Source organism: Almyronema sp. (genome assembly GCF_052168255.1).
In the GTDB taxonomy this organism is placed as follows: domain Bacteria; phylum Cyanobacteriota; class Cyanobacteriia; order Phormidesmidales; family Phormidesmidaceae; genus Sphaerothrix; species Sphaerothrix epifaneia.
In genome coordinates, this window is record NZ_JBQLZL010000011.1 from 34,659 (window position 1) to 61,152 (window position 26,494).

At 49.6% G+C, this 26,494-nt stretch carries 21 protein-coding genes; 11 read left to right on the forward strand and 10 right to left on the reverse strand.

The features are described 5' to 3' along the window. Positions 1-176 precede the first annotated feature (176 nt). Positions 177-1,007, reverse strand: coding sequence for a Cof-type HAD-IIB family hydrolase (locus tag ACTS3T_RS01945; protein ID WP_462934675.1), 831 nt, complete (start codon positions 1,005-1,007; stop codon positions 177-179). A gap of 102 nt (positions 1,008-1,109) precedes the next feature. On the opposite strand from ACTS3T_RS01945, the gene ACTS3T_RS01950 reads away from it, so the two are divergent. After that, complete coding sequence (locus ACTS3T_RS01950) at positions 1,110-2,069, forward strand: cation diffusion facilitator family transporter (RefSeq protein ID WP_462934676.1); 960 nt, start codon at positions 1,110-1,112, stop codon at positions 2,067-2,069. 20 nt (positions 2,070-2,089) lie between these two features. On the opposite strand, the gene ACTS3T_RS01955 is transcribed toward ACTS3T_RS01950, so the two are convergent. After that, complete coding sequence (locus ACTS3T_RS01955) at positions 2,090-3,409, reverse strand: dihydroorotase (protein ID WP_462934677.1); 1,320 nt, start codon at positions 3,407-3,409, stop codon at positions 2,090-2,092. Positions 3,410-3,564: 155 nt separating this feature from the next. On the opposite strand from ACTS3T_RS01955, the gene lepB reads away from it, so the two are divergent. Next, complete coding sequence (gene lepB, locus ACTS3T_RS01960; protein ID WP_462934711.1) at positions 3,565-4,128, forward strand: signal peptidase I; 564 nt, start codon at positions 3,565-3,567, stop codon at positions 4,126-4,128. Here the strand turns inward: lepB and ACTS3T_RS01965 are convergent. From ACTS3T_RS01965 to dnaK, 5 genes are all read right to left on the reverse strand, one after another. Continuing rightward, entirely contained in the window at positions 4,125-4,880 is a 756-nt protein-coding gene (locus ACTS3T_RS01965) for a sulfite exporter TauE/SafE family protein (protein WP_462934678.1), read from the reverse strand. The genes lepB and ACTS3T_RS01965 overlap by 4 nt on opposite strands. 49 nt (positions 4,881-4,929) lie before the next feature. After that, positions 4,930-5,628: an MBL fold metallo-hydrolase gene (locus ACTS3T_RS01970; RefSeq protein WP_462934679.1), complete on the reverse strand. Its 699-nt coding sequence runs from the start codon at positions 5,626-5,628 to the stop codon at positions 4,930-4,932. A 156-nt stretch (positions 5,629-5,784) separates the two neighbouring features. Continuing rightward, positions 5,785-7,539, reverse strand: coding sequence for a sensor histidine kinase (locus tag ACTS3T_RS01975; protein WP_462934680.1), 1,755 nt, complete (start codon positions 7,537-7,539; stop codon positions 5,785-5,787). A gap of 7 nt (positions 7,540-7,546) precedes the next feature. Next, on the reverse strand, positions 7,547-8,509 hold the full coding sequence (locus ACTS3T_RS01980; protein ID WP_462934681.1) for a phosphate/phosphite/phosphonate ABC transporter substrate-binding protein: 963 nt from the start codon (positions 8,507-8,509) through the stop codon (positions 7,547-7,549). Positions 8,510-8,871: 362 nt separating this feature from the next. Then, on the reverse strand, positions 8,872-10,794 hold the full coding sequence (dnaK, locus tag ACTS3T_RS01985; protein ID WP_462934682.1) for a molecular chaperone DnaK: 1,923 nt from the start codon (positions 10,792-10,794) through the stop codon (positions 8,872-8,874). A 196-nt stretch (positions 10,795-10,990) separates the two neighbouring features. Here dnaK and ACTS3T_RS01990 point away from each other — a divergent pair, with 196 nt between their 5' ends. Next, positions 10,991-11,242, forward strand: coding sequence for a hypothetical protein (locus ACTS3T_RS01990; RefSeq protein WP_462934683.1), 252 nt, complete (start codon positions 10,991-10,993; stop codon positions 11,240-11,242). Here the strand turns inward: ACTS3T_RS01990 and ACTS3T_RS01995 are convergent. Continuing rightward, positions 11,214-12,938: an ABC-ATPase domain-containing protein gene (locus ACTS3T_RS01995; RefSeq protein WP_462934684.1), complete on the reverse strand. Its 1,725-nt coding sequence runs from the start codon at positions 12,936-12,938 to the stop codon at positions 11,214-11,216. The genes ACTS3T_RS01990 and ACTS3T_RS01995 overlap by 29 nt on opposite strands. 171 nt (positions 12,939-13,109) lie before the next feature. Here ACTS3T_RS01995 and ACTS3T_RS02000 point away from each other — a divergent pair, with 171 nt between their 5' ends. Then, entirely contained in the window at positions 13,110-13,610 is a 501-nt protein-coding gene (locus ACTS3T_RS02000; protein ID WP_462934685.1) for a protein-tyrosine phosphatase family protein, read from the forward strand. Positions 13,611-13,614: 4 nt separating this feature from the next. On the opposite strand, the gene ACTS3T_RS02005 is transcribed toward ACTS3T_RS02000, so the two are convergent. Both ACTS3T_RS02005 and ACTS3T_RS02010 read right to left on the reverse strand, forming a co-directional pair. Then, positions 13,615-15,831, reverse strand: coding sequence for a GumC family protein (locus ACTS3T_RS02005; protein ID WP_462934686.1), 2,217 nt, complete (start codon positions 15,829-15,831; stop codon positions 13,615-13,617). Between the two features lie 61 nt (positions 15,832-15,892). Then, complete coding sequence (locus tag ACTS3T_RS02010; RefSeq protein WP_462934687.1) at positions 15,893-17,326, reverse strand: SLBB domain-containing protein; 1,434 nt, start codon at positions 17,324-17,326, stop codon at positions 15,893-15,895. Between the two features lie 812 nt (positions 17,327-18,138). On the opposite strand from ACTS3T_RS02010, the gene ACTS3T_RS02015 reads away from it, so the two are divergent. From ACTS3T_RS02015 to ACTS3T_RS02045, 7 genes are all read left to right on the forward strand, one after another. Continuing rightward, positions 18,139-19,896 (forward strand): S-layer homology domain-containing protein, encoded by a 1,758-nt coding sequence (locus ACTS3T_RS02015; protein ID WP_462934688.1) that lies wholly within the window; start codon positions 18,139-18,141, stop codon positions 19,894-19,896. Positions 19,897-19,930: 34 nt separating this feature from the next. After that, entirely contained in the window at positions 19,931-20,554 is a 624-nt protein-coding gene (locus ACTS3T_RS02020) for a hypothetical protein (protein WP_462934689.1), read from the forward strand. 66 nt (positions 20,555-20,620) lie between these two features. Beyond that, positions 20,621-21,976, forward strand: a complete 1,356-nt coding sequence (locus tag ACTS3T_RS02025; protein ID WP_462934690.1) for a glycosyltransferase family 4 protein — start codon at positions 20,621-20,623, stop codon at positions 21,974-21,976. A 75-nt stretch (positions 21,977-22,051) separates the two neighbouring features. Further along, positions 22,052-23,362, forward strand: coding sequence for a flippase (locus ACTS3T_RS02030; RefSeq protein ID WP_462934691.1), 1,311 nt, complete (start codon positions 22,052-22,054; stop codon positions 23,360-23,362). A 3-nt stretch (positions 23,363-23,365) separates the two neighbouring features. Continuing rightward, complete coding sequence (locus ACTS3T_RS02035; RefSeq protein ID WP_462934692.1) at positions 23,366-24,187, forward strand: sulfotransferase domain-containing protein; 822 nt, start codon at positions 23,366-23,368, stop codon at positions 24,185-24,187. A 16-nt stretch (positions 24,188-24,203) separates the two neighbouring features. Beyond that, on the forward strand, positions 24,204-25,166 hold the full coding sequence (locus ACTS3T_RS02040) for a class I SAM-dependent methyltransferase (protein WP_462934693.1): 963 nt from the start codon (positions 24,204-24,206) through the stop codon (positions 25,164-25,166). Between the two features lie 57 nt (positions 25,167-25,223). Further along, entirely contained in the window at positions 25,224-26,492 is a 1,269-nt protein-coding gene (locus ACTS3T_RS02045; protein ID WP_462934694.1) for a glycosyltransferase, read from the forward strand. The last annotated feature ends 2 nt before the right edge of the window (positions 26,493-26,494 follow it).

Here is a 26,494-nt window from a genome sequence, read left to right on the forward strand (position 1 = left end):
AAAGTAGATAGTGATAAAGCGAGAAGGCTGAAAGCTAAAGACAAAAGGAGAGCTTTTTTGTCAGCGGCTAGTAGCCATTAAACATCTCAGCCGCAAGGTCTATCGCGATCGCTGACGCTCACCTAGCCGCTAGTCTTTCAACTCGCGAAAAGACTGGCTAGTAAATTGCTCTCAAATTAGAGCAAAAATTCTTCGATCGCTGCGGCTACGCCATGTTGCTCTACCGCCGGGGCAACCCAATCGGCTTCTGCTTTGACGGCAGCAGGTGCATCTCCCATAGCGACGCCAATTCCGGCATATTGAATCATTTCTAAATCGTTGAAGTTGTCGCCGATGGTCATCACCTGATTAGCGTTTAGACCCAACAACGCTTCAGCCAAAAACTTTACGGCGGCTCCTTTGTTGGCTTGAGGGCTGGTAACTTCAAAAAAGGTCGATACCGAACTGGTGAAGTAAAGGTCTTGGCTGCTGTATTGTTGCCGCAGTTCGGCTAGCAAGGTTTGCACAAGTTCGGGTTGGGGGCTGAGGGCTAGCAGTTTGGTTGTTTCTAAGGTAGCGTTTTGCGTTAGAAAAGCACGTAAGTCTCCGGCGGCAATGGGCTGAATTTGCGATCGCGCGGCATAGGCTTGGGTGTCGGCAATAATTTCGCGAACGTGTAGCTGATCGTCAATATAGAGATGAATAGAAAGCGCCTGATCAGCTTCTAAAGGCGCTAAATACTCCAGTAGTTTGAGGGCATGCTGGCGAGAAAGAGGGCTGTGCTGGTAGAGCTTTTGGGTAAGGGGATCTTTAATTAAGGCACCCTGATAACTCATCAGCGGTAGCGTAGACTTGACTGCCTGATGAAAGCGCACAGCCGAGCAGTACATTCGCCCGGTGGCGATCGCTACCTGAATGTGTTTAGCTTGGGCTGCTTGAATGGCCTTGAGTACAGTGGGTTCGATTTGATTTGAATGACCTGATAGCGTACCGTCGATGTCAAGTACCAATAGCTGTATATTGCTCAAGGTTGACCTCCTACAACTGCTCCTTGGTGTTTTTTCTTTATCGAGCCTAGCAGCCATGCTTGCTTCAAAACTGACCCTACCCACGGAAGGCGAACTGGTTTGATGACAGGTGGAATCACTCAGCGCCAATTTACCCATCGTCTGCTGATGTTAACGCTCTGGATGTTGCTGTTAATTCTGGCGGTCGAAGTGGGTGTCGGCTGGACTAGCCAGTCTTTGAGCTTGCTAGCAGAGTCTCTACACACGCTGATTGATGGCTTCAGTACAGTGCTGAGCTTAATCGCCGTCACCTCGCCGCAGCGCACGTTAGGCCGCGAGATTTGGGGTCACGGTCGCACCGAAGTGGCTTGTACGCTGTTGCTGGTTGCGTTTCTCGGCTTTACTGGCTTTAGCCTGGTAATTATTGCGCTACAGCAGATGGAAACGGCTGCACAGGGCAACAGTCTAGCTTTTCTGGTGAGTCTAGATGTGCGCCTTGTGCAACTGGTGCTGGTGATGATTGTCGTGCAGCTAGGGGTTGCTTTGTTTTGTGGCTATCAGGCTAAGCAGCTCTCTAGCGTCGCTTTTAAGCTCAATACCAGCCACATTTTGCAAGATAGCTGGATGAGTCTAACGCTGCTGGTAGTGCTGCTAGGCATTTTGCGCGGCTATCGCTGGTTGGATCCGCTCTTTTCTATCTTGCTGGTGGGTATGGCAGGGCGCAGTGTGTGGCAGGTCATTACTGCCCAGTTGCCGATGCTCTTAAAACCAACCGCGATCGCCCCTGAAGCCATTGCTGAAATTATTAACGCTGTAGAGGGCGTCATCCGCTGTACGCGCATTCGCACACGCGGCATGGTGGGGCGGCAGGTGTGGGTAGAAGTTTGGCTCATGCTGCATCCCGAATATCTGGTTCAGGCTCACCAAATTGGTGAACAAATTGAAGCGGCCATTCGCGATCGCTATGGCCCGATTCGCGCCCAGATCTGGATAGAAGAATCTTTTGCCCAGATGAGCGATCTCTCTGAGCATCTGCCAACCCACGATCCTTATCCGTCTTCTGAAACAGACTATTGGGAGTAGCGATTGTTCGTCGCCAGCCCTTAGGGTGTGCCAAACGTCAGGGCTTTGCCGCGTACCGTATCGTCAAAATGCCCCCGCTCAAAAGCCACCCGCCCTGCCACAACCGTAACGGTGGGCCAACCCGTTAAATCCCAACCTTCAAAAGGACTCCAGCCGCACTTGGTTTGCAGTTCTTGGCGCAGCACGGGGCGATAGGTTTCGAGATCAACGAGAACCAAATCAGCGTCATACCCAGGCGCGATCGCCCCTTTGTTGGGTATTTGATAGGCTTTAGCCACTGCCGTAGACATCCAGTTGGCCACCTGAGCCACGGTGCAGCGTCCCTGCATCGCTTGAGTCAGCATCAGTGGCAAAGAAGTTTCTACCCCCGGCATGCCCGAAGGCGTGGCTGGGTAGCCTTTGCCTTTTTCTGCCAGCGTGTGGGGAGCGTGGTCGGTGGCAATAAAATCGATAACGCCATCGAGTAGCGCTTGCCACAAGACCTGGTTATCGTGGGGCGATCGCAGGGGGGGGTTCATCTGAGCCAGAGTGCCAATCGTTTCATAAGCAGCCGTATTGAGCAAGAGGTGCTGAGGGGTCACTTCCGCTGTTACCCAAGCGGGCTTATCCTGCCGCAGCAGTTCGGCTTCTTCAGCCGTCGAGAGGTGCAAAATATGCAGGCGTCGCTGGTATTTTTTCGATAGCTTCAGCGCTAGCTGCGTCGCTTCTAGAGCCGCCTGATTGTCCTGAATTTCAGAATGGACTTTCGGATCGCTGCGTCCGGCAAATTGCTGGCGTCGTTCTAAGATGCGGGCTTGATTTTCAGCATGAACAGCAATCAGGCGATCGCCCTCAGCAAAAATGGGTTCGATCGCGGCTTCAGTATCAACCAGCAGCGCCCCATGAGAAGACCCCATAAAAATCTTAATGCCAGGAGTGGGGGTTGCCGTGCGCAGGTCTGGCAAGTTTTCAGGCGTAGCGCCAATAAAAAAGCCGTAGTTGACCAAAGACTTTTCGGCGGCTAGCTTCAGTTTGGCATCGAGCGTTTTTTGAGTAATCGTCAGCGGTAGGGTATTCGGCATTTCTAAGTAGGAAGTGACCCCACCTCGGGCGCAGGCATGAGAAGCGGTGTAGAGGTCTTCTTTATGCTCCAAACCTGGTTCGCGAAAATGTACCTGCGGGTCGATTACGCCAGGTAGCAGCGTTTGGCCTTCAGCCTCAATCACCCGCGCCCCTACCGTTGGTGTGATCGTGGGGGCAACTTGGGCAATGCGATCGCCTTCGATACTCACAGCGCCAGTGATAAATTCGCCAGACGGGAGCAGAATACGAGCGTTTTGGATGATAAGGGTGGCTGTCATAAATGTCACGAGAGAGATTGGCCGTCTTTGCGGTAAATTGTGTAAATTGACTATGATCGATGAATTCGATGCTGCTTTTCATTCAAGTTTAGGTTTTGCCTGTGGCCGACAATCCCCACCAGTCTCCGCCGCCCGGTTCAGACGATGTTGCTAAACTGCCTGAGCAGCCAACACCGTCTACCCCACCGCAACCCACAGTCAACCCTTGGATTGAAGCGCTCCAGACGGTTGGGCTTAGTGTCATCTTAGCGCTCGGCATTCGCCATTTTATCGCTGAGGCTCGCTATATTCCCTCTGGTTCGATGGAACCCACGCTGCAAATCAACGATCGCCTCGTGGTTGAAAAAGTCAGCTACTACTTTAATGTGCCAGAGCGGGGCGATATTGTCGTTTTTTGGCCACCGGAAAATCTGTTTCCCGCTGGGGGACGGCGAGATGCCTTCATCAAGCGGGTAATTGGTTTGCCGGGTGAAACGGTTGAAGTCAACGGGGGTCAAGTCTATGTCGATAATAGAGCCTTGACGGAAGACTACATCAAAGCCCCCCCCGACTACCAGTGGGGCCCAGAAACCGTACCGCCTGAACACTATCTCGTTTTGGGGGACAACCGCAACAGCAGCTTTGATAGCCACTCTTGGGGATTTGTCCCCCAAGAAAATATTATTGGCCGTGCGGTTGTGCGGTTTTGGCCCCCTAGCCGGGTGGGGGGGCTTGACTAATGCCGCCACAAAACAAAAGCGGCCACTGCTAAAACAAAATAGCCAAAGCCTTTCTGTAAATGCTTGGCATCGATGAAGCGATTGAGATAAGCCCCCAGCAAAGTGCCAAAACTGGCAGCTAGCGTAAAGGAAACCAGCAACGCCCCGTCAAGCGTGACCTGGTTGAGGTAGCCCAAAAATCCCGTGGCTGACTTGACGGCAATAATCAGCAATGACGTGCCGATAGCGGTTTTCATCGGTACCCCGCCTAGCAGCACCAAAGCGGGAATGATGGCAAAGCCACCGCCCACCCCTACAAAGCCGGTTAAAAGACCAACGCCTAACCCCTCAATGGGAATGGCTAACCAGTGGTTCTGTGAGGGTTTGAGCGCAGATCTTGCTGGCTGGTGCTGGCGAATCATCAGCAGGCTCGCCAGCACCATCACCAAACCAAAGCAAATGAGCTGAAAAGTTTCGCTCACCCAGGGTAAGCCCGCCAGTCTGGCTCCCGCGTAAGCCCCAACCATGGCCGCAGGCGCAAAAATAGCTGCTATTTTAAGATCGACATTGCCTTGCCGCCAGTGCGGAATCGCGCCGATTAAACTGACGGTTCCGACCGTAACCAAGCTCATTGCGATCGCCGCTTTCGGCGACAAACCCAGCACATACACCAAAACCGGGACAGCCAGAATTGAGCCGCCGCCGCCAATTAAGCCCAGGCTAACGCCAACGGCGATCGCCAACCCATGCCCGACAATAAATGTCACCGTCATCTAGGCCATCCTCCCAACAACTTCGCCCCTCCCTGAACCCAAAAACGCTTTAGGCAGACAGCGCCAGTCGTCCGCAGCGTTCATTGGCGGGGACGGCTTCCATCATTTTTTGCGGATCTGGTAGATGCAGTTGCCCCATAAATTCAATAAACTCGTCTCGACTACGGCCAGCAAAGCGCGGATTGAAGGCTTTTTCTTCGGCAATGGTGGAAACGGTGTGGCCGCGATAGTCGTGGGCTGGATAAACCTCCGTAGCATCCGGCAGCGTAAACAGCTTTTGCGTAACGGAGTCATACAGCCGCCCCGCATCCCCACTTTGAAAGTCGGTGCGTCCACAGCCACGAATAAACAGGGCATCGCCTGTCAGCAAGCGATCGCCATTCACCCGATAAGCCATATGGCTATCGGTATGACCAGGGGTAGCGATCGCTTCAATTTCAATCTCTCCTAGCCGCAAAACTTCGCCATCTTGAATGAAGCGATCGGCGCAGGTGGCATGGGCGTTAGCAGGCACAATGCCCTCACAGCCTGTTTGTTCTCGCAGTTTGCCTGTGCCCGTAATGTGATCGGCATGAATATGCGTTTCCAGGCAACATTGCAGCGCTAGTCCCCATTCTTGAAGGAGCTGCAAGTCTCGTTCCACCTGCTCTAACACCGGATCGACCAAAATAGCAGCTTGCAGGTGCGTATCGGCAATTAAGTAGGTGTAAGTGCTGGATGTGTGATCAAAAAGCTGGCGAAACAGCATAGCGCATACCTCCTTTTTCCAATCACTTAATTATTTACTTAATTATATGCCTATTTAAGAATATGGAAGAACCAAAGGCAAAGGGCAGATTGAAAGCGTTTCTGCTAGCGGCTTTTAGCTATTTGAGTGTTTTAACCCTGGTGGCTCTAGCCAACGTTATGCAGACGTTGGCAGGTCGGCGAGGGTTTGCGGGGGAACGATAGGCAGTTCGATCACAAACACTGTTCCCGCTGCTGTAGAGGTACAGCTCAGTTGGCCCTGGTGTTGCTCAACAATAATCTGGTAGCTAATTGACAGTCCTAAACCCGTCCCTTTGCCCACATCTTTGGTGGTAAAAAAGGGGTCAAATAGCTTCTGTCGCACCGTTTCAGGCATCCCAGGCCCATTGTCTGCAATCGAGATGCTTACCCAACCGGGTTTGAGCAGTTGAGTTTGAATTTGAATTTTGGGGTTCGGCCCGCGAGGGGCAAGCAAAACCGGAACGGCGGGTGATGCTGTCTGCCGTTCCAGCAAGCCATTATCAGCTTTTGGCTGAGCCAAAGACTCTTCAAGGGCATCAATGGCATTGGCCAAAATGTTCATAAATACCTGGTTGAGCTGCCCACAATAGCAGGTTACAGGCGGCAAGTCTCCGTAGTCTCGTACGACCTCAATAGCAGGGCGGTTGCTTTGTTGCTTCAATCGATTGCGTAAAATCAGTAGGGTGCTGTCTAATCCTTCATGAATATCAGCCGTTTTGAGGCTGTCGCTATCCTTGCGCGAAAATATTCGCAGCGATCGCACAATTTCAGCAATGCGAGCTGCCCCTACCTGCATTGACCGCAACAATCGCGGAAAGTCTTCACTTACAAACGCCAATTCAATTTCTGCAATTTTTTGTTGAATTTCAACCGCAGGTTGAGGGTAATGCCCTTGATACAGCGCTAATAGCGCAAGTAACCCTTCGGCGTAGCTTTGGGCGGGCTGAATGTTTCCGGCAATAAAACTGGTAGGATTGTTGATTTCATGGGCAATACCCGCCACAAGCTGCCCGAGACTGGCCATCTTTTCACTATGAACAAGCTGAATTTGGGTTCGCTGCAATTCGTGCAAAGTCTGTTCTAGCGCAACTGCTTTTTCAGAGGCTTGAGCTTCACTTTGGCGCAGTTCTTGGGCTTGTAGCTCCATTTGAGCAATCAGCGTTCTTAGCCTAAGCGTCATCGTGTTGAAAGCTTCAGCCAGTACAGCCGTTTCGTCATTAGACTGCACCTGAATCGTTCGCGAGAGATCGCCAGCGGTCAATCGCTGGGTAGCTTCAGTCACTAACCGCAACGGTTCAGTAATTGAGCGGCTCAGTAATCGAGCTAGGGCAATGCCCAGCCCAGCCGCCACCAGGGCTAAAACAATTCCCTGGTTGCGAATTGCGGCCAGTTTGTCTTGCAAAAGATGAGTGGATAGGCCAATACTCAGCGCCCCCAAGGTTTCGCCCCCCACCACGACAGATTTGCCTGCCAATAGGGTGTCAGCTTGCCATTCAAAAACCGTTTGCTCACCTTGCATCAGCCGCACTCCAAACGGATCGGACTGCAAACTTTGTATTTGAATGCCTTCTAGATGGGCATCTGAGACAACGCGACCATCTGCTTGATAAGCTTTGCCAGCTACTAGCAAGCCTGCGTCAAGCTCTCGGCTGAGCTTGGTCATGAGATACTTCAGCTCGTCGTAATCGCGCAGATAAAAAGCATCGCTAGCAGCAGATACCATCACATCTAGCATCATTTCAGCCTGATACTCTAATTCAGTTTGAAAAGCTTTGCGAGTGCGATAAATAGACAGCCAGCTAACGCCAGCTACTACCACCACCAACACCGTTGTGATGACGAAGGTTAGCTTAGTGGCTAAATACCTGGTTGGATAACGAGTCTGAGACATGCATTACTTACTCGGCCTGAATTTGTTGGTAAAGCGATTGCAGATAATCCAGCGACATTTCAGCGGGGATTTCGTCAAACTGGGTTGTTTCTTCAAACTGCTCTAAGATCGATTCTCCTTCCGGAACGTCGTCGAGATTTGTTAACAAGGCTTTGAGCCTGTCTACTTGCTGAGGGCTGAGGGTTGCCGAAACCACCGCTAGATGGCGAGGCACAGCTTCCGTGACGGCCAAAACCTGCATTTGGCTGCTAACCTCTGCCGGGAGGTCTGAAAAAGTGCCGCTGTCAACGGCTCCTGCGGCTACATCGCCGTTAATAACCCACTCGACGGTATTTTCATCGCCCTGGCTAAAGACGTAGCCAATTTCGGTAGGGGCGATCGCTGCCTGAATCGAAGCTTTTTCCGTTAGCGTCAGGCCAGCCTGTTTCAGCAAGACCATTGGTAGTAAGTAGCCCGTAGTTGAGTAAGGGCTGTCTAAAGAAATGAGATGACCGGGCAAATCGGCTAACGATTGCACCGGACTCGTCTGCATAGCAAAAATAACGGTGTGATACTCAGCTACACCTTTTTTCCAGCGGCGTAAAATTGGCTGAGCTGAGGTTTCTGCTTGAATCCGCATCACTGGGTAGGGGCTATCAAAGTACAGGTCAACTTCGCCCGTTTGTAGCCAGCGCATCATCGTATCCATATCAGGCGCAATCTTGACACGTCCTGCTTTGATGCCTGAATCAGCCATTTGAGCGGCCAGGTAATTAGCAAGCGGCTGATATTGTTCAACCTTCAGCGTTGGATCGGCAGAAATATCTCCTAAAACTAACGTTTGCGCTGGGTTATCGGACGGTGATTGATCCGCATTTGAAGGCGGTGCAGCGGATTCACTCAACTGACTACAGCCAGCCAAACTGCTAAACAACCCCACAATTAACAGACGCTTGACGACAGCCTCCCACTGAAAAGAGGATAAGTTCATGGTTTAGAACCTCTTAATATTGCAGCTAGTCAGCGCACCCCTCGCGCAAACAGAAAGGCAGCAAAAAGGGAAAAAAGAGGATGACGAAATCTCTTGTATATTCTTTTATACATAGAGAATTCAGTAATTACCGGGTTTAAGTCTCAAGCGTAACAAATTGATGCCTGCCGATTGAGATTGAGATCACCGCTAGTAGTGATTTAAGTTGCAGCAAAAAAGGCGGATGGAAGCTTCCATCCGCCCCTTGCTAGCCGGAGCAAGGCCGAGGCTATTCTGTTGTGGGGTTTTTACGGGCAGGCGTACTCAGCGATCGCCTGCCTGCCCCATAACTCCGTTCTACCTAAAACGTGGCCAGAACCCCCTTACTTGTTAGCGTCTGACTCTGAAAATTCAGCATCAATCACGTCATCTTCGCCGCCTGTGGCGCTGTCGCCGTCGGCAGGCGCACCCGCCTCAGCACCAGGGGCACCCGCAGCAGCGCCATCGCCTTGCTGATACAAATTGCTGCTGACGGTATAGAGTGACTGTTGCAGTTCAGTGGTTAGGGTTTTGATCTTGTCGAAGTCTTCGCTGGCGATCGCTTCTCTAAGGTCTTTAATCTGGCCTTCGATTTTTTCTTTGTCGGCTGCAGGCACCTTATCGCCTAGCTCACCAATTTGCTTTTCAGCCTGGTAAGACAACGAATCGGCCTGGTTTTTAAGGTCAATTCGTTCACGCCGTTCTTTATCGGCTGCGGCATTGGCTTCTGCATCTTTCACCATGCGATCGACTTCTCGCTCATCTAGAGTCGATGCCCCGGTGATGCTAATAGACTGCTCTTTGCCAGTGCCTTTGTCTTTGGCCGTTACGTTGAGAATACCGTTGGCGTCAATGTCGAAGATGACTTCGATTTGAGGAACCCCGCGAGGAGCCGGGGGAATCCCATCGAGCCGGAACGTCCCTAGGCTCTTGTTGTCGTTAGACATTTCCCGCTCACCCTGCAGGACGTGAATTTCGACGTTGGTTTGGCCGTCTACGGCAGTCGAGAAGACCTCAGACTTTTTGGTAGGAATGGTGGTGTTGCGCGGAATCAGCTTGGTCATGACGCCACCTAAGGTTTCAACCCCTAAAGAGAGCGGCGTAACGTCTAGCAGCAAAATGTCTTTGACTTCGCCAGCTAGCACACCCGCTTGAATAGCCGCCCCAATGGCAACCACTTCATCCGGGTTAACGCTTTGGTTGGGATCTTTGCCCAGAACGCGCTTCACCAGTTCTTGTACAGCCGGAATTCGGGTAGAGCCACCGACTAGAACAATTTCGTCGATGTTTTCTTTGCTGAGCTTGGCATCGCGCAGCGAATTTTCGACCGGGATACGGCAGCGATCGATGAGATCAGATGCCAGTTCTTCAAACTTGGCGCGGGTTAGCGTTGTATCTAGGTGCTTTGGCCCGTCTTGCGTAGCTGTGATAAAAGGCAGGTTAATTTCAGTTTGAGTAGCGCTAGACAGTTCAATCTTGGCTTTTTCAGCCGCTTCAGTTAGCCGCTGTAGCGCTTGCTTGTCTTTGCGCAGGTCAATCCCTTCAGACTTAGCAAACTCCCCTGCTAAATAATCAACGATCTTCTTGTCAAAGTCGTCACCGCCGAGGTGGGTGTCACCAGAGGTCGAAAGCACTTCAAAAACACCGTCGCCCACTTCCAGAATAGAAACGTCGAAGGTACCGCCCCCCAAGTCAAAAACAAGAATGGTTTCGTTGCTTTTCTTGTCTAGACCATAGGCAAGAGAGGCCGCCGTCGGTTCGTTGATAATTCGCAGAACTTCAATACCTGCAATTCGACCTGCGTCTTTGGTGGCTTGACGCTGAGAGTCGTTAAAGTAAGCAGGAACCGTAATCACGGCTTGGGTAACGGTTTCGCCGATGTACTTACTAGCATCGTCTACGAGCTTGCGTAATACCTGGGCTGAAATTTCTTCAGGGGCAAACTGCTTTTCAGCGTTAGACGACTCTAAACGCACATTGCCGCCAGAATTGAGGACGTTGTAAGCCACTTCAGTCGCTTCGTTGGTCACTTCATCAAAGCGACGACCGATAAAGCGCTTAACAGAATAAAACGTGTTGCCTGGGTTCATCACCGCCTGACGCTTGGCGATTTGGCCGACTAGGCGATCGCCGTTTTTGGCATAGGCGACGACAGAAGGCGTCGTCCGAAAACCCTCTGCATTAGCAATAACGGCAGGCTTACCGCCTTCCATTACCGCTACACAGGAGTTGGTGGTTCCTAAGTCAATGCCAACAACTTTGGCCATAAAATCTTGCTCCGGCTTAACAGCTATTTACTATAGTGCTAGGCAAAAGCGGTTCTCTGAAGGGGGGGTTACCGAACCTGAAGGTGAGGAATTGACGGGGTTTCAGATATCAGGTGCCCAACGGGCTGCCTTTGTATTAGGATGACCAGACTAGCTTTTTATTGTGCAATTTACGAGCAGAGGAGATTTTGCTGATATGTCAGATCTCAATTCTCAGCCGCTGAGCAAAGCCATGTTCAACAGCCTCCAAATTTTGGCTGAAAGAGGCGACCAAAAGGCGATCGAAGCTTTGGCGCGATCGCAGGAACTGGGTCTAGAACCGATGGACGACAATGATGAAGCCGCTGGCGACCTGAAAGTTGTGCTGGAATGGTCGGATGGAATGCACATCGTCACCGATCAGGGGGCTAGCTTTATTCCTAAAGAGGTGATTCCTGACGAGGATTAGTCTGGAGCGATCGCACCCGGTTGAGGGCGGCTGCTAGTTCAAAACGGCGAAAGCTGGCAAAGTCGCTGACGATGCGATCGCTGAGGACTTCTAACCCTTGCTGTTCAATAGCCTGCATGACTAAGTCCAGCACCGTTGCTAAGGGCTGTTTGCCGTCTAGGTAGTGGCGCTGAGCATAGACCATGGCCGCTGCGATCGCCCTGAGCTGTCCCGGCTCGATCAGCTGCTCAACAGCGGCGAGATCGACGGCTTCGTTGCCAAAGCGCAGTTCGTCTACATCGCGGACTTTGAGGCTGACCTCACGGCGACCTTTGCTAGGGTCAAGACTGTCGGGATGAAGAATCCGAGGGGCGATCGCGCCAAAGCGCGGCCCCCCTTCAGCCGTTCGTTCGGTGGCATATTGCTGGGCGATCGCTTTGGCGGCGGCGGTCACATCGGCGGGCTGGTAGCTGTCTAAAGCAATGACGGTGTCGGCTACGTCGAAGTAGTCACCGCTGCCACCCATCACCAAAAGCGTAGAAATGCCGTAGTCGCTATAGAGCGGACGAATTTTGTCAATAAAGGGGGTAATGGGTTCTTTGGCCTTGGCAATTAGCGCTTGCATGCGGCGATCGCGAATCATAAAGTTAGTCGCGGCTGTGTCTTCGTCTACTAGCAGCGCCGTGGCTCCCGCTTCGATTGCTTCAACAATGCTAGCGGCCTGAGAAGTGCTGCCGCTGGCATTGGTCGTCGAAAACTGCTGGGTTGATCGCCCTTGCGGCAGGTGATTAATAAACGGCGAAATATCAACTCCGGCTACACTGCGACCGTCTTCAGCCCGAATTTTAACAGCGCCAGCTACAGTAATGACCTGTTCGCGGCCATCCCCCGGAATGTGATTATAAATGCCCTGTTCGATTGCTCGCAGCAGCGTAGATTTGCCGTGGTAGCCGCCGCCGACAATTAAACTAATGCCTTGAGGGATACCCAGGCCGCTAATTTGCCCTGCATGGGGACAGTCAAACACGACCCGGAGCGAGTCTGGTGAGCGAAAAGCCGTCACCTGCTCCGTCAAAGGCCGATCATCTACGCCACTGCGTCGGGGTAAAATCGCTCCATCGGCAATAAAAGCCACCAGTCCCCGATCGCTTAACTGATGGCGGATTGAGTCGGCATCTTCAGCCGTCTCTAGATGGTGCTGTAGCTCGGCTGCCGACAGATGAGGATAAATCAAAGCGCGATCGACTAGCGCTGGGATATCTTCGCACAGCAGTGTCGCGGCCTGATGCCCCGCAATGCGACGGCCAAAAGCAGGCAGGCCAACCACAAAACGTAGCTCTACCGTTGTCGCCGTGACAAAGGCAGTGGTGCGATCGAGAATGGCCTGTCCTGGACTCATCACTGCAATCAAGCCGCTTTTGCCCGAACCTCGCTTTTGTTTGAGTTGTTGCGCGGCTCGATCAAACTGGCGCGTGAGATAGTCTCGCAGGGCGATCGCTCGACTTTTGTTTTGATATAGCGCTGCTGGAAAGCGGGCGATCGCTTGCGGCACCTTAACCTGAAGCTGGCTGGGCGCGGCAAATGGATCACCCTGGACATAGTCAATCGTGAGGGTGAACGTATCAAAGCGATAGTCGCCGCGAATCGACTTGTAGGCTTTGTAGCTTTGGCCATCGAGCTGGCGTAGCTTTTTTTGTAGGTCTGTCTGAGAGGTCATGAGCTGGGGCGATCGCCTTTAATTTCAATGCGAGTCCTGACGGCCTGATCAACCTTTCCAGGCAGTTAACAAAATTTGCACTAGCATAGAGCAGTCATGAAAGATAGACAACGCTATTTGATCCAAGCCTCTAGCTTGCCGATAGGGTATGGCTAATTAGCCAGGAGCCAAATGCTATTTCAATCCCGCCATCGCCAGCCCCGCACGGCTACTTCTGCCGCTACCTCCCCGCTACATTGGGTGTTGCCGCAGCAGCTTGCCGTTGGCCCGTTTCCGACGGTAGCTGACCTTGCTGAGATCCAAAAAGCCAAGATTCCAGCCATCATAACGCTTTGTAGCCAGTCAGAAGGGCAACTCCCGGCGATCGCCCGTGTCTTTCGCTGTCAACGCTATCCTTTGCCCGATAGTCACAGCCCTGATCAGCTCACCCCTGAGCAAATTAGCGCCGCCGTCGCCCTGGTAGACGATTTTCAACAGCAAGGACAGCCAACCTATGTGCATTGTCTGGCCGGGGTTGAGCGATCGCCTTTAATTTGCACCGCTTATCTCTGTCGGCACTACCAGCTACCCGTTTGGGAAGCACTTAACCACCTCAAAACCATCAACCCGCGTACCCGCCTCACCCCGCCCCAGCTCAAAACGCTGCAGCAGTGGGCTAAGCCTTTTGTTTAGAGGGCTAAATATGGCGACCATTGGCATGGTAGCCATTTGAGGCAGCGCCATTCAAAACGACTGGCTCTTCGGGAACCTCTGGAACGTAGCGTCGCTGCTGGTAATAGTAATCGTAGGTAGACATTGCACTGCGCTTCACCCCATTGATTACTGTTCCTAACACTGGAATGCGGCTAATTTGCAAACGCTCTAGCGTCTGCATCAAAGCGGGCGAATGGGTTTTGTCGAGGCTGACCACTAAAACCACTCCATCCATATGAGTGGCTAAGAGGCTGGCATCAACCAGCGTCGCCAGCGGCGGCGTATCGTAAATCACCAGGTCAAACACCTTATCAACCCGATTGACCAAATGTTTCATCTTTTGAGAAGCCAGCAGCTTGGTCGGATCAGGGGGAATAGAGCCAGCGGTAATGACATAAAGATTTTCGTGTTGGGGTGACTGCTGAATCACCTGCCGCAGCGACAGCCGAGCCGAAATCAGGTTACTGAGTCCTCTAAAATTAGCCAGACCGAGGCGAGTATGAACTTGTGGCTGTCGCAAATCGGCATCTACCAGCAACACTCGCTGTCCCATAGCTGCCGCCGTTTCAGCCAGATTGATAGCAATGGTAGATTTACCATCTCCGGGTAGGGCAGAGCTGACCGTCAGCGATCGCACAGGCTTGTCTGACCCCAAAAAGCGAATACTGGCATGTAAAGCCCGGAAGGCTTCGACAAAGCTGTGGTTTTCGTACGGCTGGTGAGGAGCGCTCAGACCCCCTGTACGGCTACCCTCTACCACAGCAGCCAGGTGTGTAGTCGGCAACTGACGACAAAAAGGAATTGTCCCCAAAACGGGCAGTTGAGTCTTTTCTTTTAGCTCATCAGCGCTGTGAAAGACGGTATCTAGCTTTTCGGCTAGCAGGGCGGCTGCCAGACCTAACAGCAAGCTGGCGGCAAAGCCTAGAATTAAGTTACGAGGAATATTGGGAGAAATCGGCTGTTCTGGCAAATCTGGAGCATCCAAAACCTGCCAGGGAATTTCGGCTTGAGCGCCTTCAATTTGTAACGTTTCTCGCGTGGTTAAAAAGCGATTCAAGCTTTCGGTCGCGACGTGCAGTTCTCGTTCTAAGTCGGCGTACTGGCGAGCGATCGCGGGCAACTGCTGCATCTGCTGAGCCAAAACCGCCTCCGACTGAGACAAACGGCTGCTTCTACTTTCTAACGTCTGAATATTGTTTGCAATTTGCGCCCGTTCAATTTCTAAAACCCGCTGAGCCTCATCTTGTAAAATCGGCAGCAGGTTTTGCCGCTCTTCTTGCAGCACGGCCATTGCTGGGTTTTCATCGGTAAAGCGAGTTGTTTCTTGGGCAATTTTGGCTTCAAGTTCGCGGATGCGGCTAACCAACTGCTCGTAAACAGGCGCGTCTTTAAGCACTGAGATGGAGCCAATTGTTTGCTGTAGCTCTTGCCACTGCGATCGCACTGCCGCCAACTCCTGATCTAACGTCAGCCGCTCTTGCAGCAAGGCAACTCGCTGCTGGCTGAGTTCTTGAGCCTGCGTACCCGGATCAATGAAATTATACTGCTGGCGAAAAACCTGGAGCTGTCCCTGAAGCTGATTCACCCGTTGTTCTAGCTGAGGTAGCTGCTCGTTGACAAACTCAATCCCCTGTCGCAAGTTGGTTTTACGCTCATTGAGGCTATAGGCCAGGTAAGCAGCCGCCAGCTTTTCTAAAACTGTTTCAATTTGCACCGCATCTGGATTGCGGTAGCGTACCTCCAAAATCTTGGTATCTTGTAGCTGCACAATCGTCAGGGCTTCCATCAGACTGTTGTAGTCCAGATCGGGGTAGGTTTGCTGTAGCTGAGCGATAATCGGTGCTAGCAGTTCAGGGCTTTTTAAAACTTGAATTTGCGTATCGTAGTCTAACCCCGTCTGCGGTAAATCGATTGTGGGCGTTAGCTGAGCTAGCTCATCATCGGCGGTAACGGGTTCTACCAAAAGCTGAAACTTGCCTTCGTATTTCGGGGTTTGAGTAAACGTAGTGGCCACGGCTGTCGCCAGCACCGCTGCCATCACCGTGACAATAAGAACCGCGCGACGGCGTACCAGCGCTAAGCTCTGACGCAGATCAAAATCGTCTTCGTCGTTGATCAAAGCCTGCGGCCAGGGCAACTGTAAAACTTGAGCGGGGGGATGGCTATGGCCGTTTGACCCGAAGGGCTGATAGGGTTCCATTAAGCTGACTCCTCAAACCACAAATAGTAAAAATTCGTTTGTTTGCCCACAAAACAGCTCCTCAAAAGAAAATTGAAAAAGGCAGCAAGAGCCGCAAGGGGTTAAAGAGAGCACCTAAGTTTTCCGAAAGGTTGGTCAAGCCAGAGGGCGCTACCACCACCACATCTTGATGGCGCAAGATGGGGTTGGTATCTTCGTCGATGCCAGCAGACAAATCTACCTCAATGTTGCGCCGGGTCGCGGTGCCATCTGGGTTCAGGCGAATCAGTTCGACCGATTCAGTGCGGGCTTCGTTGCTAAAGCCACCAGCCGCCAGTAGCGCCTGATTGAGCGGCGTATTGGGGCGTAGCTTGACGACGCCGGGTTCTTCCACTCGCCCCACGACATTGACCTCAATCTCATTGGGTGAAAAGCTGGCACTGGCAAGCTGTACGGCTTCTTCCGGGCTGAGGTTGGCAGCTTCTGGCACCACAATGGTATCGCCCTGCTGCAAAATCAGGTCTTGCTGCAAGTCGCCTCCCTGCAACAGCGCCCACAAGTCAATGGGAATGGTTTGGGTACTGCCGCTGCGGGTTTGTCGCCGCACTTCAAGCTGGCGAATATTGGCAGTCGGGGTAATGCCCCCGGCCACTTGTAAGGCTCTCGTCAGCGTGGGTTGGTCTTGGTTGTCTTCTTCGATGTTGAGCTGGTGCGAACCAGGCCGAAAAACTTCGCCCACGACAGCAATGTTGAGGGATTGGTCAGGCACTTCGGCAAAGTTGGCGGCTGCAAGCTGATTGATCGCCGCTAAGTCGGTTTGCGCCACGGTGGGAATCACCAGGGTGTCGCCATCTTGCAGAGCCGGATTTTGGCTGAGATCACCTTGCTGAAGCAAAGCCCATAGATTGACTTGAGTAACTTGAGCCGTACCGTTGGCTTGGGGACGACGGAGCTGAATTTGGGCTAAATCGGCAACTTGGGTGAGGCCACCAGCGGTTTGAATAGCCTGTACCAAGCTGGGGAATTTGGCTCCTTCTTCAACCGCTAGGGTATAAACACCAGGACGGCTGACTTCACCTGCGATCGCAATTTCGACCGGACGCGGCTGTAGCAAACTGACCGTTACCAATGGTCGCCGCACCAGGGGAGCATAGGCGACACCGATGGCTTCTCCGGCAGCCGCCAGCGACAGCCCTTTGACGGATACCCGGCCTACCATCGGTAAATTTAAGGCTCCATCGACCAAAACCTGATACTCGCCGCTATATTCGGGCACGTTGAAAACTTCAATCTGCAAGCGATCGCCGACTCCCAAGCGATAGGCTTGCTCGGTTGCGGCTGGCAGGGCTGGCGTAGCGGTTGGCCAGTTATTGATGGCTTCAGGCGCTGATGGCAATTGTTCTAGGGTTGAAGCGGGTATCTGCGCCCAACTCGAACTAGCCGCGATCGCCCAATAGATTAACCCCAGGCCGCCGCCGCGAAGCAATTTGAGGGGAGAGAAGACCGATATCAGCATAGCTTCTAAGACAGAAAGATTGGAGCCAAACAGGTTATGAGGGGAGAAGGCTCACCAGAAAATTAGCAGTTGCGTTGAAGGTTGCCATAAGCTTAACGGCTAAAGTGATTTCTGGCGAAAAATATTTTGACAGCAAGCTGATCAGAACCTAGCCAAACGTTGCACCCGCTAGAGCCATACTATAGCGATCGCCGGGGAAGGACATCTACAGATTTCCAAGCGCCTCTATCAAACTTTATCGGTTCCTTTTGCGTAAATACACAGAGCCGCCAAAAACCTCATAAAACCTCAATGTTTTTGCCTTAGTTTTTTTCAACTCAAAAGTTTGATATTACTGTCAAGCCCCTTGACGATTACCGCTGAGTTTGTTTTCTTTTAGTTATATTTCTTTTGGAACTGCTAGTAGATACGCTTGAAAATTAGCTGTATAGCCTAATTTTTGCGATTTTCTGCTAAATTTTTAGCACTCCCCCAGGGATTTATCGCCGCCAAAAACGGGTCAAATTGCTCAATTAGAACTCTCTTTTTGGTTCACTCAACATTTTATACCGGGTCATCCAATAAGTATTATTCAGCACATTTTTGGACAAGCCTTGGGGGAATTTGGTTTTTATTCATGTCCTTTTGCGGCAATCTCTGTAGCTTTGCATTTTTAAAGAAAATGCGAGTTGTTTTTTATACCGCCACCAGCAGTAAACGCAAAAATAATATTTCTTAATATTAATCAGGCTAATTCTAATTACTATTTGCAAAGGCTTGTTTAAGGCAGAAATAGCCTAGTTCAAAGCCAACAACGCGTGAGGAGTTGAAACATGACGCTATCCGTAATTGGCCATGAGCGACAGCGAAGGCAAGGGTCATGGTACTGGGGGACAGGGTGGATACTGGCAAGTTTGGCCCTTTACGGCACGGCTGAATGGGGCGTAGCTACTGGCAGCGCTGAAGCGGCTGAGGCTGCAACCTCGTCAACCCTTAGTCAGGCACCCGCGGTTGCAGCCACCCATCCGGCACCCGCCGTTCCTCGCTTGAGTCGCTTAGCCTCGCAAGTACATACCTCGCAGCAGTTATCTGACCTCACGGCAGCTTCTCTGGCTCCTAGCGCGGCTCTCACACCTGAGCTATCTTCCCTTAACCAAAATGCAGCGGGTAGAACGGCTGATTCGCTCACCCAACCCGGTTCGCAGCCTGGGCAGGTGGCTCAAGGGTCAACCCTTGCCGATGTTCAAGGTCACTGGGCGCAGGCGTTTATTCAACCCTTGGTGCAACGGCAAATTATCAGAGGTTTTTTAGACGGAACGTTTCGGCCAGATGAACCCGTCACGCGCGTGCAGTTTGCCGCTTTGGTGCGTCAGGCTTTTTCCGGTACGGCTGTGCGTACGCCCTTGGTTTTTAGCGATATTTCGCCAGACTACTGGGGCTATGAAGCAATTCAGGAGGCCACGGCACTGGGCTTTTTAAGTGGCTATCCGGATGGAACCTTTCGACCCAATCAGCCCATCTCGCGGGTTGAGGTGTTGCTGGCTTTGGGGAGTGGCTTAAATTTGTCGAGTACAGCCGATGTCAGTACGGTGCTGATGCGTCGTTATGCAGATGCCGGAGCGGTGCCAGACTATGCGCGATCGCGCGTTGCTGCTGTCACCGAAGCCCAAATTGTCGTCAACTACCCTGATGTAGGGCTGTTAAGACCTAGCCAACTGGCCACCCGGGCTGAAGTAGCAGCCTTTGTCTATCAAGCTCTGGTGGCAACCGACCGCGCGCCAGCTTTAGCCGCGACGAACCCTGTCACCCGCTACATTGTGGCTTATGCCCCCCCTGGCCCCACCCTGGCTGAACTAGAAGCGATTCGTAACCAGCTTTTGCTGCCCGATACGCCAGCAGAAGTGCCCGCTTTGGTTGTGGCTCCCACGGGTGCTTTAGGCATTCCAGGTTCAACAATTGGTTCACCGACTGCCTTTGGGGCAGATTGGCGAGATGTCTTTTTTGGCGCTACGTTTCAGGAACGGGCTCGCTTTACCAATCGTGCGGATGGGGCTGTTTCTGTCGGCTTTGGCTTGGGAGATGCGCGTAATTTAGTGGGGTTAGAAGTAGCGTTAGCCATTGTTGATTTGCAAGGTGATGCCTTTGAAGATGGCGGCTTTAGCTTTAAGCTGCATCGACAGTTTGAAGGGGGATGGGCGATCGCGGCTGGGGTTGAAAACCTGATTACTTTTGGCAATCCTGATGGGGGAGAAAGCGGCTATGGGGTCGTCAGTAAAATTTTTCGGCTTAGAGACGATCCCAGCCGACCTTTTAGCAGCATCACTACTTCGGTTGGCTTAGGCGGCGGTCGTTTCCGCAGCGAAGGCAGTGGCGAGAATGACGTTGATGTTTTTGGCAGTGTGGGGATTAGAGTTGTCGAGCCTGTTTCTGTGATTGCCGATTGGACGGGACAAGACTTAAATTTAGGGGTTTCGGTCGCGCCTTTGCGCAACTTTCCTTTAGTGATTACGCCAGCCTTAGCAGATGTGACCGGGGAAGCGGGGGATGGAACCCGCTTCATTATGGGCGTCGGGGTCGGTACCACATTTTGATTGCATAGAGTCCATGTTTAAGGAGTAAACAAGGATGCGGCTGCTAAATTTTCGGCTAAGTTTTTTGATCGGGGTGAGCTTTGTTGCTATAGGCTTAACCGATAGCTTGCCTGCTCAAGCTCAAAGCGGCAATGCTTCTGATGTGACAGGCAATATTATTACTACTGGCGATATTGCTGGCGGGGCTTTTCAGCCGCAACCGTCTACCCCAGTGAGCGGCACCCCGGTGGCGGCGGCGATTAACGCTGCCTTAAATCAGGCGGTCGATCGCTTGGCTGAGTGTACTTTAGCGCCTCCCTCGACTGGGCTGGCTGCCGCAACCACTCAGACGGCCTATTGCAGCGCCCAAACGAGCCTCTATGGTCAACTGGTCTCTCCCGGCGGGGGTGAAACCCCGTTGCAAAACAGCCTCATTACTCAGGGGGCACCGACTGCGCCGACTCAGCAACTGGTAACCCGCTTAAGTAGCTTGTTGTCTAGCGATCCGACAGCAGCTTCTCTAGAGAGCACCGTTGCGGCGTATAACAGTGTGGTTCGCGGTGCTGATGCCAACTTTTTAACTAATTTACCTGCTGAATTTCAGGTGATTCAGGCGCTTTTGGAAACGGCCAACAATGCTGCGCTTTTGGCTGCCAATGAAGCAGCCGCCAATAACTAAGCTGTTGAGGGTGGCCAGACCCGCCTCTCGGCTTTCCCGAACCCAACCCAACTATGAGGAGGTAGCATGTTCGGGCAGTACCGATCTCAATCTCAGCTCGATCATTTAGCGAAGGCGGCAGGCCAGTTGCGATCGCAGCTATCTGCTTTGCCGCAGTCGCTAAAGCTTTGTATTATCACCCAGTTTTATCCGCCTGACTACGCCGCTACGGGACAACTGATTGAGGATTTGGCGCAAAATTTGGGCCAGTTTAACATTGCGGTTGAGGTCTTTACTGGCCAACCCGGTTATGCCTTTGATCAAACCTCCGCGCCTGCTGTAGAAAAGTCTGAGCGGTTGGTCGTGAAGCGATCGCCCATTGCTCGCCTTTGGTTCAACCGGATTCGGGGCAAAGCCATTGGTGGCCTGCTGTTTTGCATTCACGCTATCTTTTACTTACTGCGAACCGCTCGGCAGCATGAGGTTTTGCTGGTGACGACAGCCCCTCCTTTTCTGCCGTTTTTGGGTTACTTGGCTCAGCGATGCTTGGGCTTACCCTATGTTTGCCTGCTCTACGATTTGTATCCTGACATTGCGATCGCCTCTCAAGTCCTTTCTGATCAGCACTGGCTAGCCCGCTACTGGCGACGGCTCAATGCTAAAGTTTGGCAGCAGGCTCAAGCCATTATTGTGTTGAGTCCGGCTATGAAGCAGCGCCTTGTAGATTACCAGCCCGAACTGGCTACTAAAATTTCTGTGATTCATAACTGGGCTGATCCAGAGCAGATTGTGCCCATTCCTAAAAATCGCAACTGGTTTGCCTGGAAGCATGATTTGGTTGAGCCTTTCACGGTGCTTTATTCAGGTAACATGGGTCGCTGCCACGATTTAGAAACGGTGATAACGGCTGCTAGATACCTGAAAAATAAACCCATCCGCTTTGTTTTTGTTGGCGGCGGCGCTCAGCGTCATCACTGCCAGCAAAAAGCCGAAAGCCTGGGTTTAAAAAACTGTCTGTTTTTGCCCTACCAAGCCCGTGAAACTTTACCCTATTCGTTGACGGCTTGCGATCTATCGCTGGTTAGCATTCGTTCAGGCTTTGAAGGTTTGGTTGCCCCCAGCAAGTTTTACTCTTCGCTGGCAGCAGGTCGCCCGGTTGCTATCATCAGCGAAAAAGATTCTTACTTGGGTCAACTTGTCAAAAAAATCGGCTGTGGCGCGGTTTTTGAACAAGGCAATGCCAAGGCGCTGGCTAAGTTCATTCGTTATCTCAGTTTAGATACCACGGCGGCGCAACAAATGGGCGATCGCGGACGCCAGCGTCTAGAGTCTTGGTTTTCTCCTCAAACCGCCACTCAACAATATGCAGCCGTATTAATCAAACTAGCGGCTTCTCACCCACAAACCGCTGCTGTGCCCTACCCGATCATCTACAAAAACTAGTCTCAACCGCAGCTAAGCTGCCAAAGCTTAATCAACGCCCTACCGTCGTTTGTCTTACACGGAGCGTGAAACGGTTTGCAAAAAGATGAAAGTCTTAAGCAACGCTTAATTAAAGGAGCCGTCGGTTCTTTTGGCCTCAAAGTTATCTCTACAGCCTTAGCGTTTGGTCTAAACCTGTTGCTAGCTAGATTGTTGGGTACTGAAGGATTAGGAATATACGCTTTAGCCATCACCTGGATAGGTTTATTGAGTATTCCTGCAAAACTAGGTTTTCCTCAATTGTTGGTTAGAGATATTGCTATATATTCTTCGCGATCGCAATGGGGACTCCTTAAAGGTCTATTAAAGCGGGCATATCAAATAATAGCTATTCTTTCATGTACATTAGCTCTACTAATGGCTATTCTTGCCCGATTCTTGCTCACAGACTCACAGACATTTTTAACTTTAGTTGTTACCGCACTCAGCCTACCTTTTAGCTGCCTCAGAAGCCTCAATCAGGCTGCCATGAGTGGGTTTTACAAAGTCGTTCAAGCTCAATTACCCGAAAGCTTAATGACGCCTTGCTTAATGACACTGTCAATTTTGATCTTTTATGGCGTACTAGACGACAAAGTCACCCCAGTTTTGACAGTTGGCTGTTACGCCATCGTGACGCTCATTACGTTCCTTTTAGGTCTTTGCCAACTGAGCTATACCTTACCTAAAAACCTGCTTGCGGCTACAGCTGAATACAAAACTCACGCCTGGATACGCATGGCACTACCGTTCATGATGCTAGGAGCACTATACATTGTCAATTCGCAAGCAGATATTGTCATGTTAGGAGCCATACAAAATGCCGAATCCGTTGGCTTGTATGTAGTTGCCAACAAAATAGCTTCAATAATTGTGTTTATTTTGATGGCTAGTAACTTATCCCTAGAGCCAAACATTGCTAGCTTATATGCCCTAAACCAATTAGGGCAGCTAGAAAAAATTATTCGGGAATCTTCAAAAATAGTTTCAGCTTTTTCTTGCACCGTGGCAGCATCCATTATTTTTTTTAGAGACAACCTTTTGAGTTTATTTGGTCAAGAGTTTTCCCATAGCAGTATAGCTCTATGCATACTGGTAATAGGTCAATTAGTTAATGTTTTAGCTGGCCCAGTAGGACTACTGCTCAATATGTCCGGCAACGAAAGATTGACCTTTTTTGCCTTTTCCTTTAGCGCCATTGTAAACATTTTACTGAACTTTTACTTAATACCTACTTTTAATATTGAAGGCGCAGCGACTGCAACCACCATTAGCATGGTTATATGGAATTTACTAAGTTTAGCTTTAGTCATAACTCGGCTTAACATCAATCCAACCGCTTTAGGAAGCAGTAGAGCACGAAGCTAATATATGCAACCTGGTAGCCTGTTAAAAATCTTTCCCCCTCAGTATCAATCTGCCTTATTGACGCTTACCAATCACCAGCGTGGGAGAAATATCACTGTCTTTGATGACGATATATTTATAACTTCCTATCCCAAGTCAGGAAATACCTGGTTGAGATTTTTAATCGGATATCTGTTATACGAAGATCAATTAACTGGATTTGACAACATAGAAGTAAAAATACCTGATATATACGTTAACAGAGAATATGAACTTCTCAGGTTGCCCCGGCCAAGAGTTCTAAAAAGCCATGAATATTTTGACCACAGATACAAAAATGTGATTTATATAGTTCGCGATCCACGAGATGTTGTCATTTCATATTTTAACTTTCATAAAAAGACGTATTTTATACCACAGGATTATCCGCTAGAAAAATATGTTGACAAATTTATTGCTGGGACGTTAGACCAATATGGAAGCTGGGAAGAAAATGTTAACAGTTGGATACGAGTCAAAAACAGAAACAAGCGGTTTTTACTCATACAATATGAGCATTTATTAATAAACCCCAGATTAGAAATTGAAAAGATAGCCGATTTTTTCAAACTTAAAGTCAGTGAAAAAACAATAAAAAAATCGGTAGAATTTAGTTCTGCCAAAAATATGAAAAAATTAGAGCTTATGCAAAGTAATAGCTGGCTTCCTACTAAACACAGTCGTAAAGATATAGCATTTATAGGGTCAGCTACGTCTAAAACCTGGAAGTATCAGCTTCCTCTATCCCTAGTTTTGTCTATCAACAATGCTTGGGAAGAACTCATGATGGAATTGGGATACTTGTAAAACTGCAATCAAAAAAATGTCTGTACTGCCAAATTCGGACAACCTGCTAAAAAGTGAAATGGCTGATTGGATAGTCGTCAAAGATTGCCCGTCGTGTAAATCTGAAAAAGCTGTTGATCGAGGCAAACTACCGTTAGCTTTTTATCATTTCGCGGGGGAGAAAGTTTGTATTCCTCGCAAAGGCATTTCAGTTTTTGAGTGTAAAAACTGCAAACTTTTATACAAAGATAAAATGCCTTCACAGTTGCTTTTGTCTCAACTGATTAGCAATAAATCTGACTTTGTTTGGTCGCACCAATATAATTTCATAGACGAAACTAACTTAATTAATAGCTTATTTTGTGGCAGCAGCAGCTATGACTTGCTAGACGTCGGCACAGCAAATGGAAATTTGTTAAAAGCTTCTGCTAAATTTGGAGGTAGGCGTTCTGCTGTAGATATCGTGCCTTATCCACATCTAGAAATTAAAGATCAGGGAGAATTTATACAAGGGTTTATTGATGACTCTTCGCTAGCTTGGAGCCATCAAAAATATGACGTCATTACTTTATTTGATGTTTTAGAACATTTGTACAATCCCATAGTTGCTTTTTCTAATTTAAAGAAATTTCTCAAAAAGGATGGCTTTGTTGTTATAGAAACGGGAGACTCAGACCAATACTGGTGCCAGCATGAAAAAATTAGCCACTGGCAGTATGTCAGATTGTTTGAGCATCATGTCTTTTGGAATTTTCAGGCAATTAGCTATCAAGCTCAAAAAAACGGCTTTGAAATTGTTTCTTATACGCACAAGCAAAACAAACACCTTAAAGATATTTCTTTACTCAAAAAAATTGAAAACCTTTCTATGCTTGGATTATACTTCAGTTCAAAAAAAGCTTATTACTTATTAGGTAAGCTAATGAATAAGCAGGGTATACAACCCATCAATCTTTTCTCCAAAGATCACTGTCAGGTAGTTTTAAGAAGCATCAACTAATTCTTGGCCAGAAAAGTTAGAAAAAGTTTTGTATTAAACTGACTTTGCTTAAATACAATGACAGCAGTCAATACCAAAACAGTTAATAGCTTTAAGCAGGTTGCCGAACCCAAGATTATGCTTTTTGATTTGGCTGTGGAGGGGCACCATCCGAGCTATATTCGTCACTTAATAACATACTGGCACGATGAAGCATTGACAGGCAGCTTGTTTGTGGTGGTTTCGCCTACATTTTTTCAAGATCACGCTAACGTTGTCAACTTGTCCAATTCTTCAACTAAATTTGTTGCCATTTCTTCAGATGAAGCGACAAAGCTAGCTCAGACAAAGTCCATCATTCAGCAATCCTTTCTTGAATGGAAACTTCACTGTAAATATGCAAAAGAGCTTCAGGTGAATCATAGTTTGTTGATGTATTTTGATCACCTGCAACTTCCTATTGTAATGGGACAAAAGTCGCCTTGTTCCTTTTCGGGTATTTATTTTAGGCCAACTTTTCACTATAAATATTTTGCGAACTATACTCCTTGCTTAAAAGATCTCTGGCGGGCTTGGCGACAAAAAGTTTTGCTGTTTTTCACGTTAAAGAACAAACAATTAAAAGCATTGCTAACTTTAGACAGCTATGCTATAAAACACATTAAATTATTAGCATCTTCGGAGAAAATAGTTAAGCATATTGCTGACCCAGTTCTTGTTCCTTCAATAACGCACCAGCAAACACAAAAGCTAAGAGCTGATTTGGGAATTGATGAACAGAAAAAAGTGTTTCTTTTATTGGGTCATGTTTGTGAGCGGAAAGGAATTTTTCAAGTTTTAGAAGCCATGCGCTTACTTCCACAGCATGTAGCGGATCAATGTTGTTTGCTACTAGTGGGAAAAATTTCTCAAAGCATACGACTAAAACTACTAGCTAACATTGATAGTTTGCTAAAAACTTCGCCAGTACAAGCAATGGTAATTGAGGGTTATCAGCCTGAAGAAAAAATTTCTTTGTATTTTTCTATGACTAACTACGTGCTAGCCCTTTATCAAAAGCATGTTGGCATGAGTGGCGTTGTAATATTGGGTGCTGCCTATCAAAAACCCATTTTAGCTTCTAATTACGGATTAATAGGTAAAATAGTCTGCGACCAAAAATTAGGATACACGCTCGATTCAACTTCTCCTCGCGAAATCTCAAAACATATAGAAGCATTAGCTAATGGTTCAGTATTAAAAGATTATCTTCCTCATAAAAGCAACTTTTCTCGGCAAAATCATAGTCCTAAAAAATTTTCCTGTACTGCATTTGAAAGCGTTAGCCAAAAACCACTTTCTCAATAAGT

What these genes read in the sequence shown, in the direction of transcription:
- ACTS3T_RS01950 (WP_462934676.1), top strand. Translation starts at nt 1,110, where the DNA reads ATGACAGGTGGAATCACTCAGCGCCAATTTACCCATCGTCTGCTGATG.
- ACTS3T_RS01955 (WP_462934677.1), bottom strand. Translation starts at nt 3,409, where the DNA reads ATGACAGCCACCCTTATCATCCAAAACGCTCGTATTCTGCTCCCGTCT.
- ACTS3T_RS01965 (WP_462934678.1), bottom strand. Translation starts at nt 4,880, where the DNA reads ATGACGGTGACATTTATTGTCGGGCATGGGTTGGCGATCGCCGTTGGC.
- ACTS3T_RS01970 (WP_462934679.1), bottom strand. Translation starts at nt 5,628, where the DNA reads ATGCTGTTTCGCCAGCTTTTTGATCACACATCCAGCACTTACACCTAC.
- ACTS3T_RS01975 (WP_462934680.1), bottom strand. Translation starts at nt 7,539, where the DNA reads ATGTCTCAGACTCGTTATCCAACCAGGTATTTAGCCACTAAGCTAACC.
- ACTS3T_RS01980 (WP_462934681.1), bottom strand. Translation starts at nt 8,509, where the DNA reads ATGAACTTATCCTCTTTTCAGTGGGAGGCTGTCGTCAAGCGTCTGTTA.
- dnaK (WP_462934682.1), bottom strand. Translation starts at nt 10,794, where the DNA reads ATGGCCAAAGTTGTTGGCATTGACTTAGGAACCACCAACTCCTGTGTA.
- ACTS3T_RS01990 (WP_462934683.1), top strand. Translation starts at nt 10,991, where the DNA reads ATGTCAGATCTCAATTCTCAGCCGCTGAGCAAAGCCATGTTCAACAGC.
- ACTS3T_RS01995 (WP_462934684.1), bottom strand. Translation starts at nt 12,938, where the DNA reads ATGACCTCTCAGACAGACCTACAAAAAAAGCTACGCCAGCTCGATGGC.
- ACTS3T_RS02000 (WP_462934685.1), top strand. Translation starts at nt 13,110, where the DNA reads ATGCTATTTCAATCCCGCCATCGCCAGCCCCGCACGGCTACTTCTGCC.
- ACTS3T_RS02005 (WP_462934686.1), bottom strand. Translation starts at nt 15,831, where the DNA reads ATGGAACCCTATCAGCCCTTCGGGTCAAACGGCCATAGCCATCCCCCC.
- ACTS3T_RS02010 (WP_462934687.1), bottom strand. Translation starts at nt 17,326, where the DNA reads ATGCTGATATCGGTCTTCTCTCCCCTCAAATTGCTTCGCGGCGGCGGC.
- ACTS3T_RS02015 (WP_462934688.1), top strand. Translation starts at nt 18,139, where the DNA reads ATGACGCTATCCGTAATTGGCCATGAGCGACAGCGAAGGCAAGGGTCA.
- ACTS3T_RS02020 (WP_462934689.1), top strand. Translation starts at nt 19,931, where the DNA reads ATGCGGCTGCTAAATTTTCGGCTAAGTTTTTTGATCGGGGTGAGCTTT.
- ACTS3T_RS02025 (WP_462934690.1), top strand. Translation starts at nt 20,621, where the DNA reads ATGTTCGGGCAGTACCGATCTCAATCTCAGCTCGATCATTTAGCGAAG.
- ACTS3T_RS02035 (WP_462934692.1), top strand. Translation starts at nt 23,366, where the DNA reads ATGCAACCTGGTAGCCTGTTAAAAATCTTTCCCCCTCAGTATCAATCT.
- ACTS3T_RS02040 (WP_462934693.1), top strand. Translation starts at nt 24,204, where the DNA reads ATGTCTGTACTGCCAAATTCGGACAACCTGCTAAAAAGTGAAATGGCT.
- ACTS3T_RS02045 (WP_462934694.1), top strand. Translation starts at nt 25,224, where the DNA reads ATGACAGCAGTCAATACCAAAACAGTTAATAGCTTTAAGCAGGTTGCC.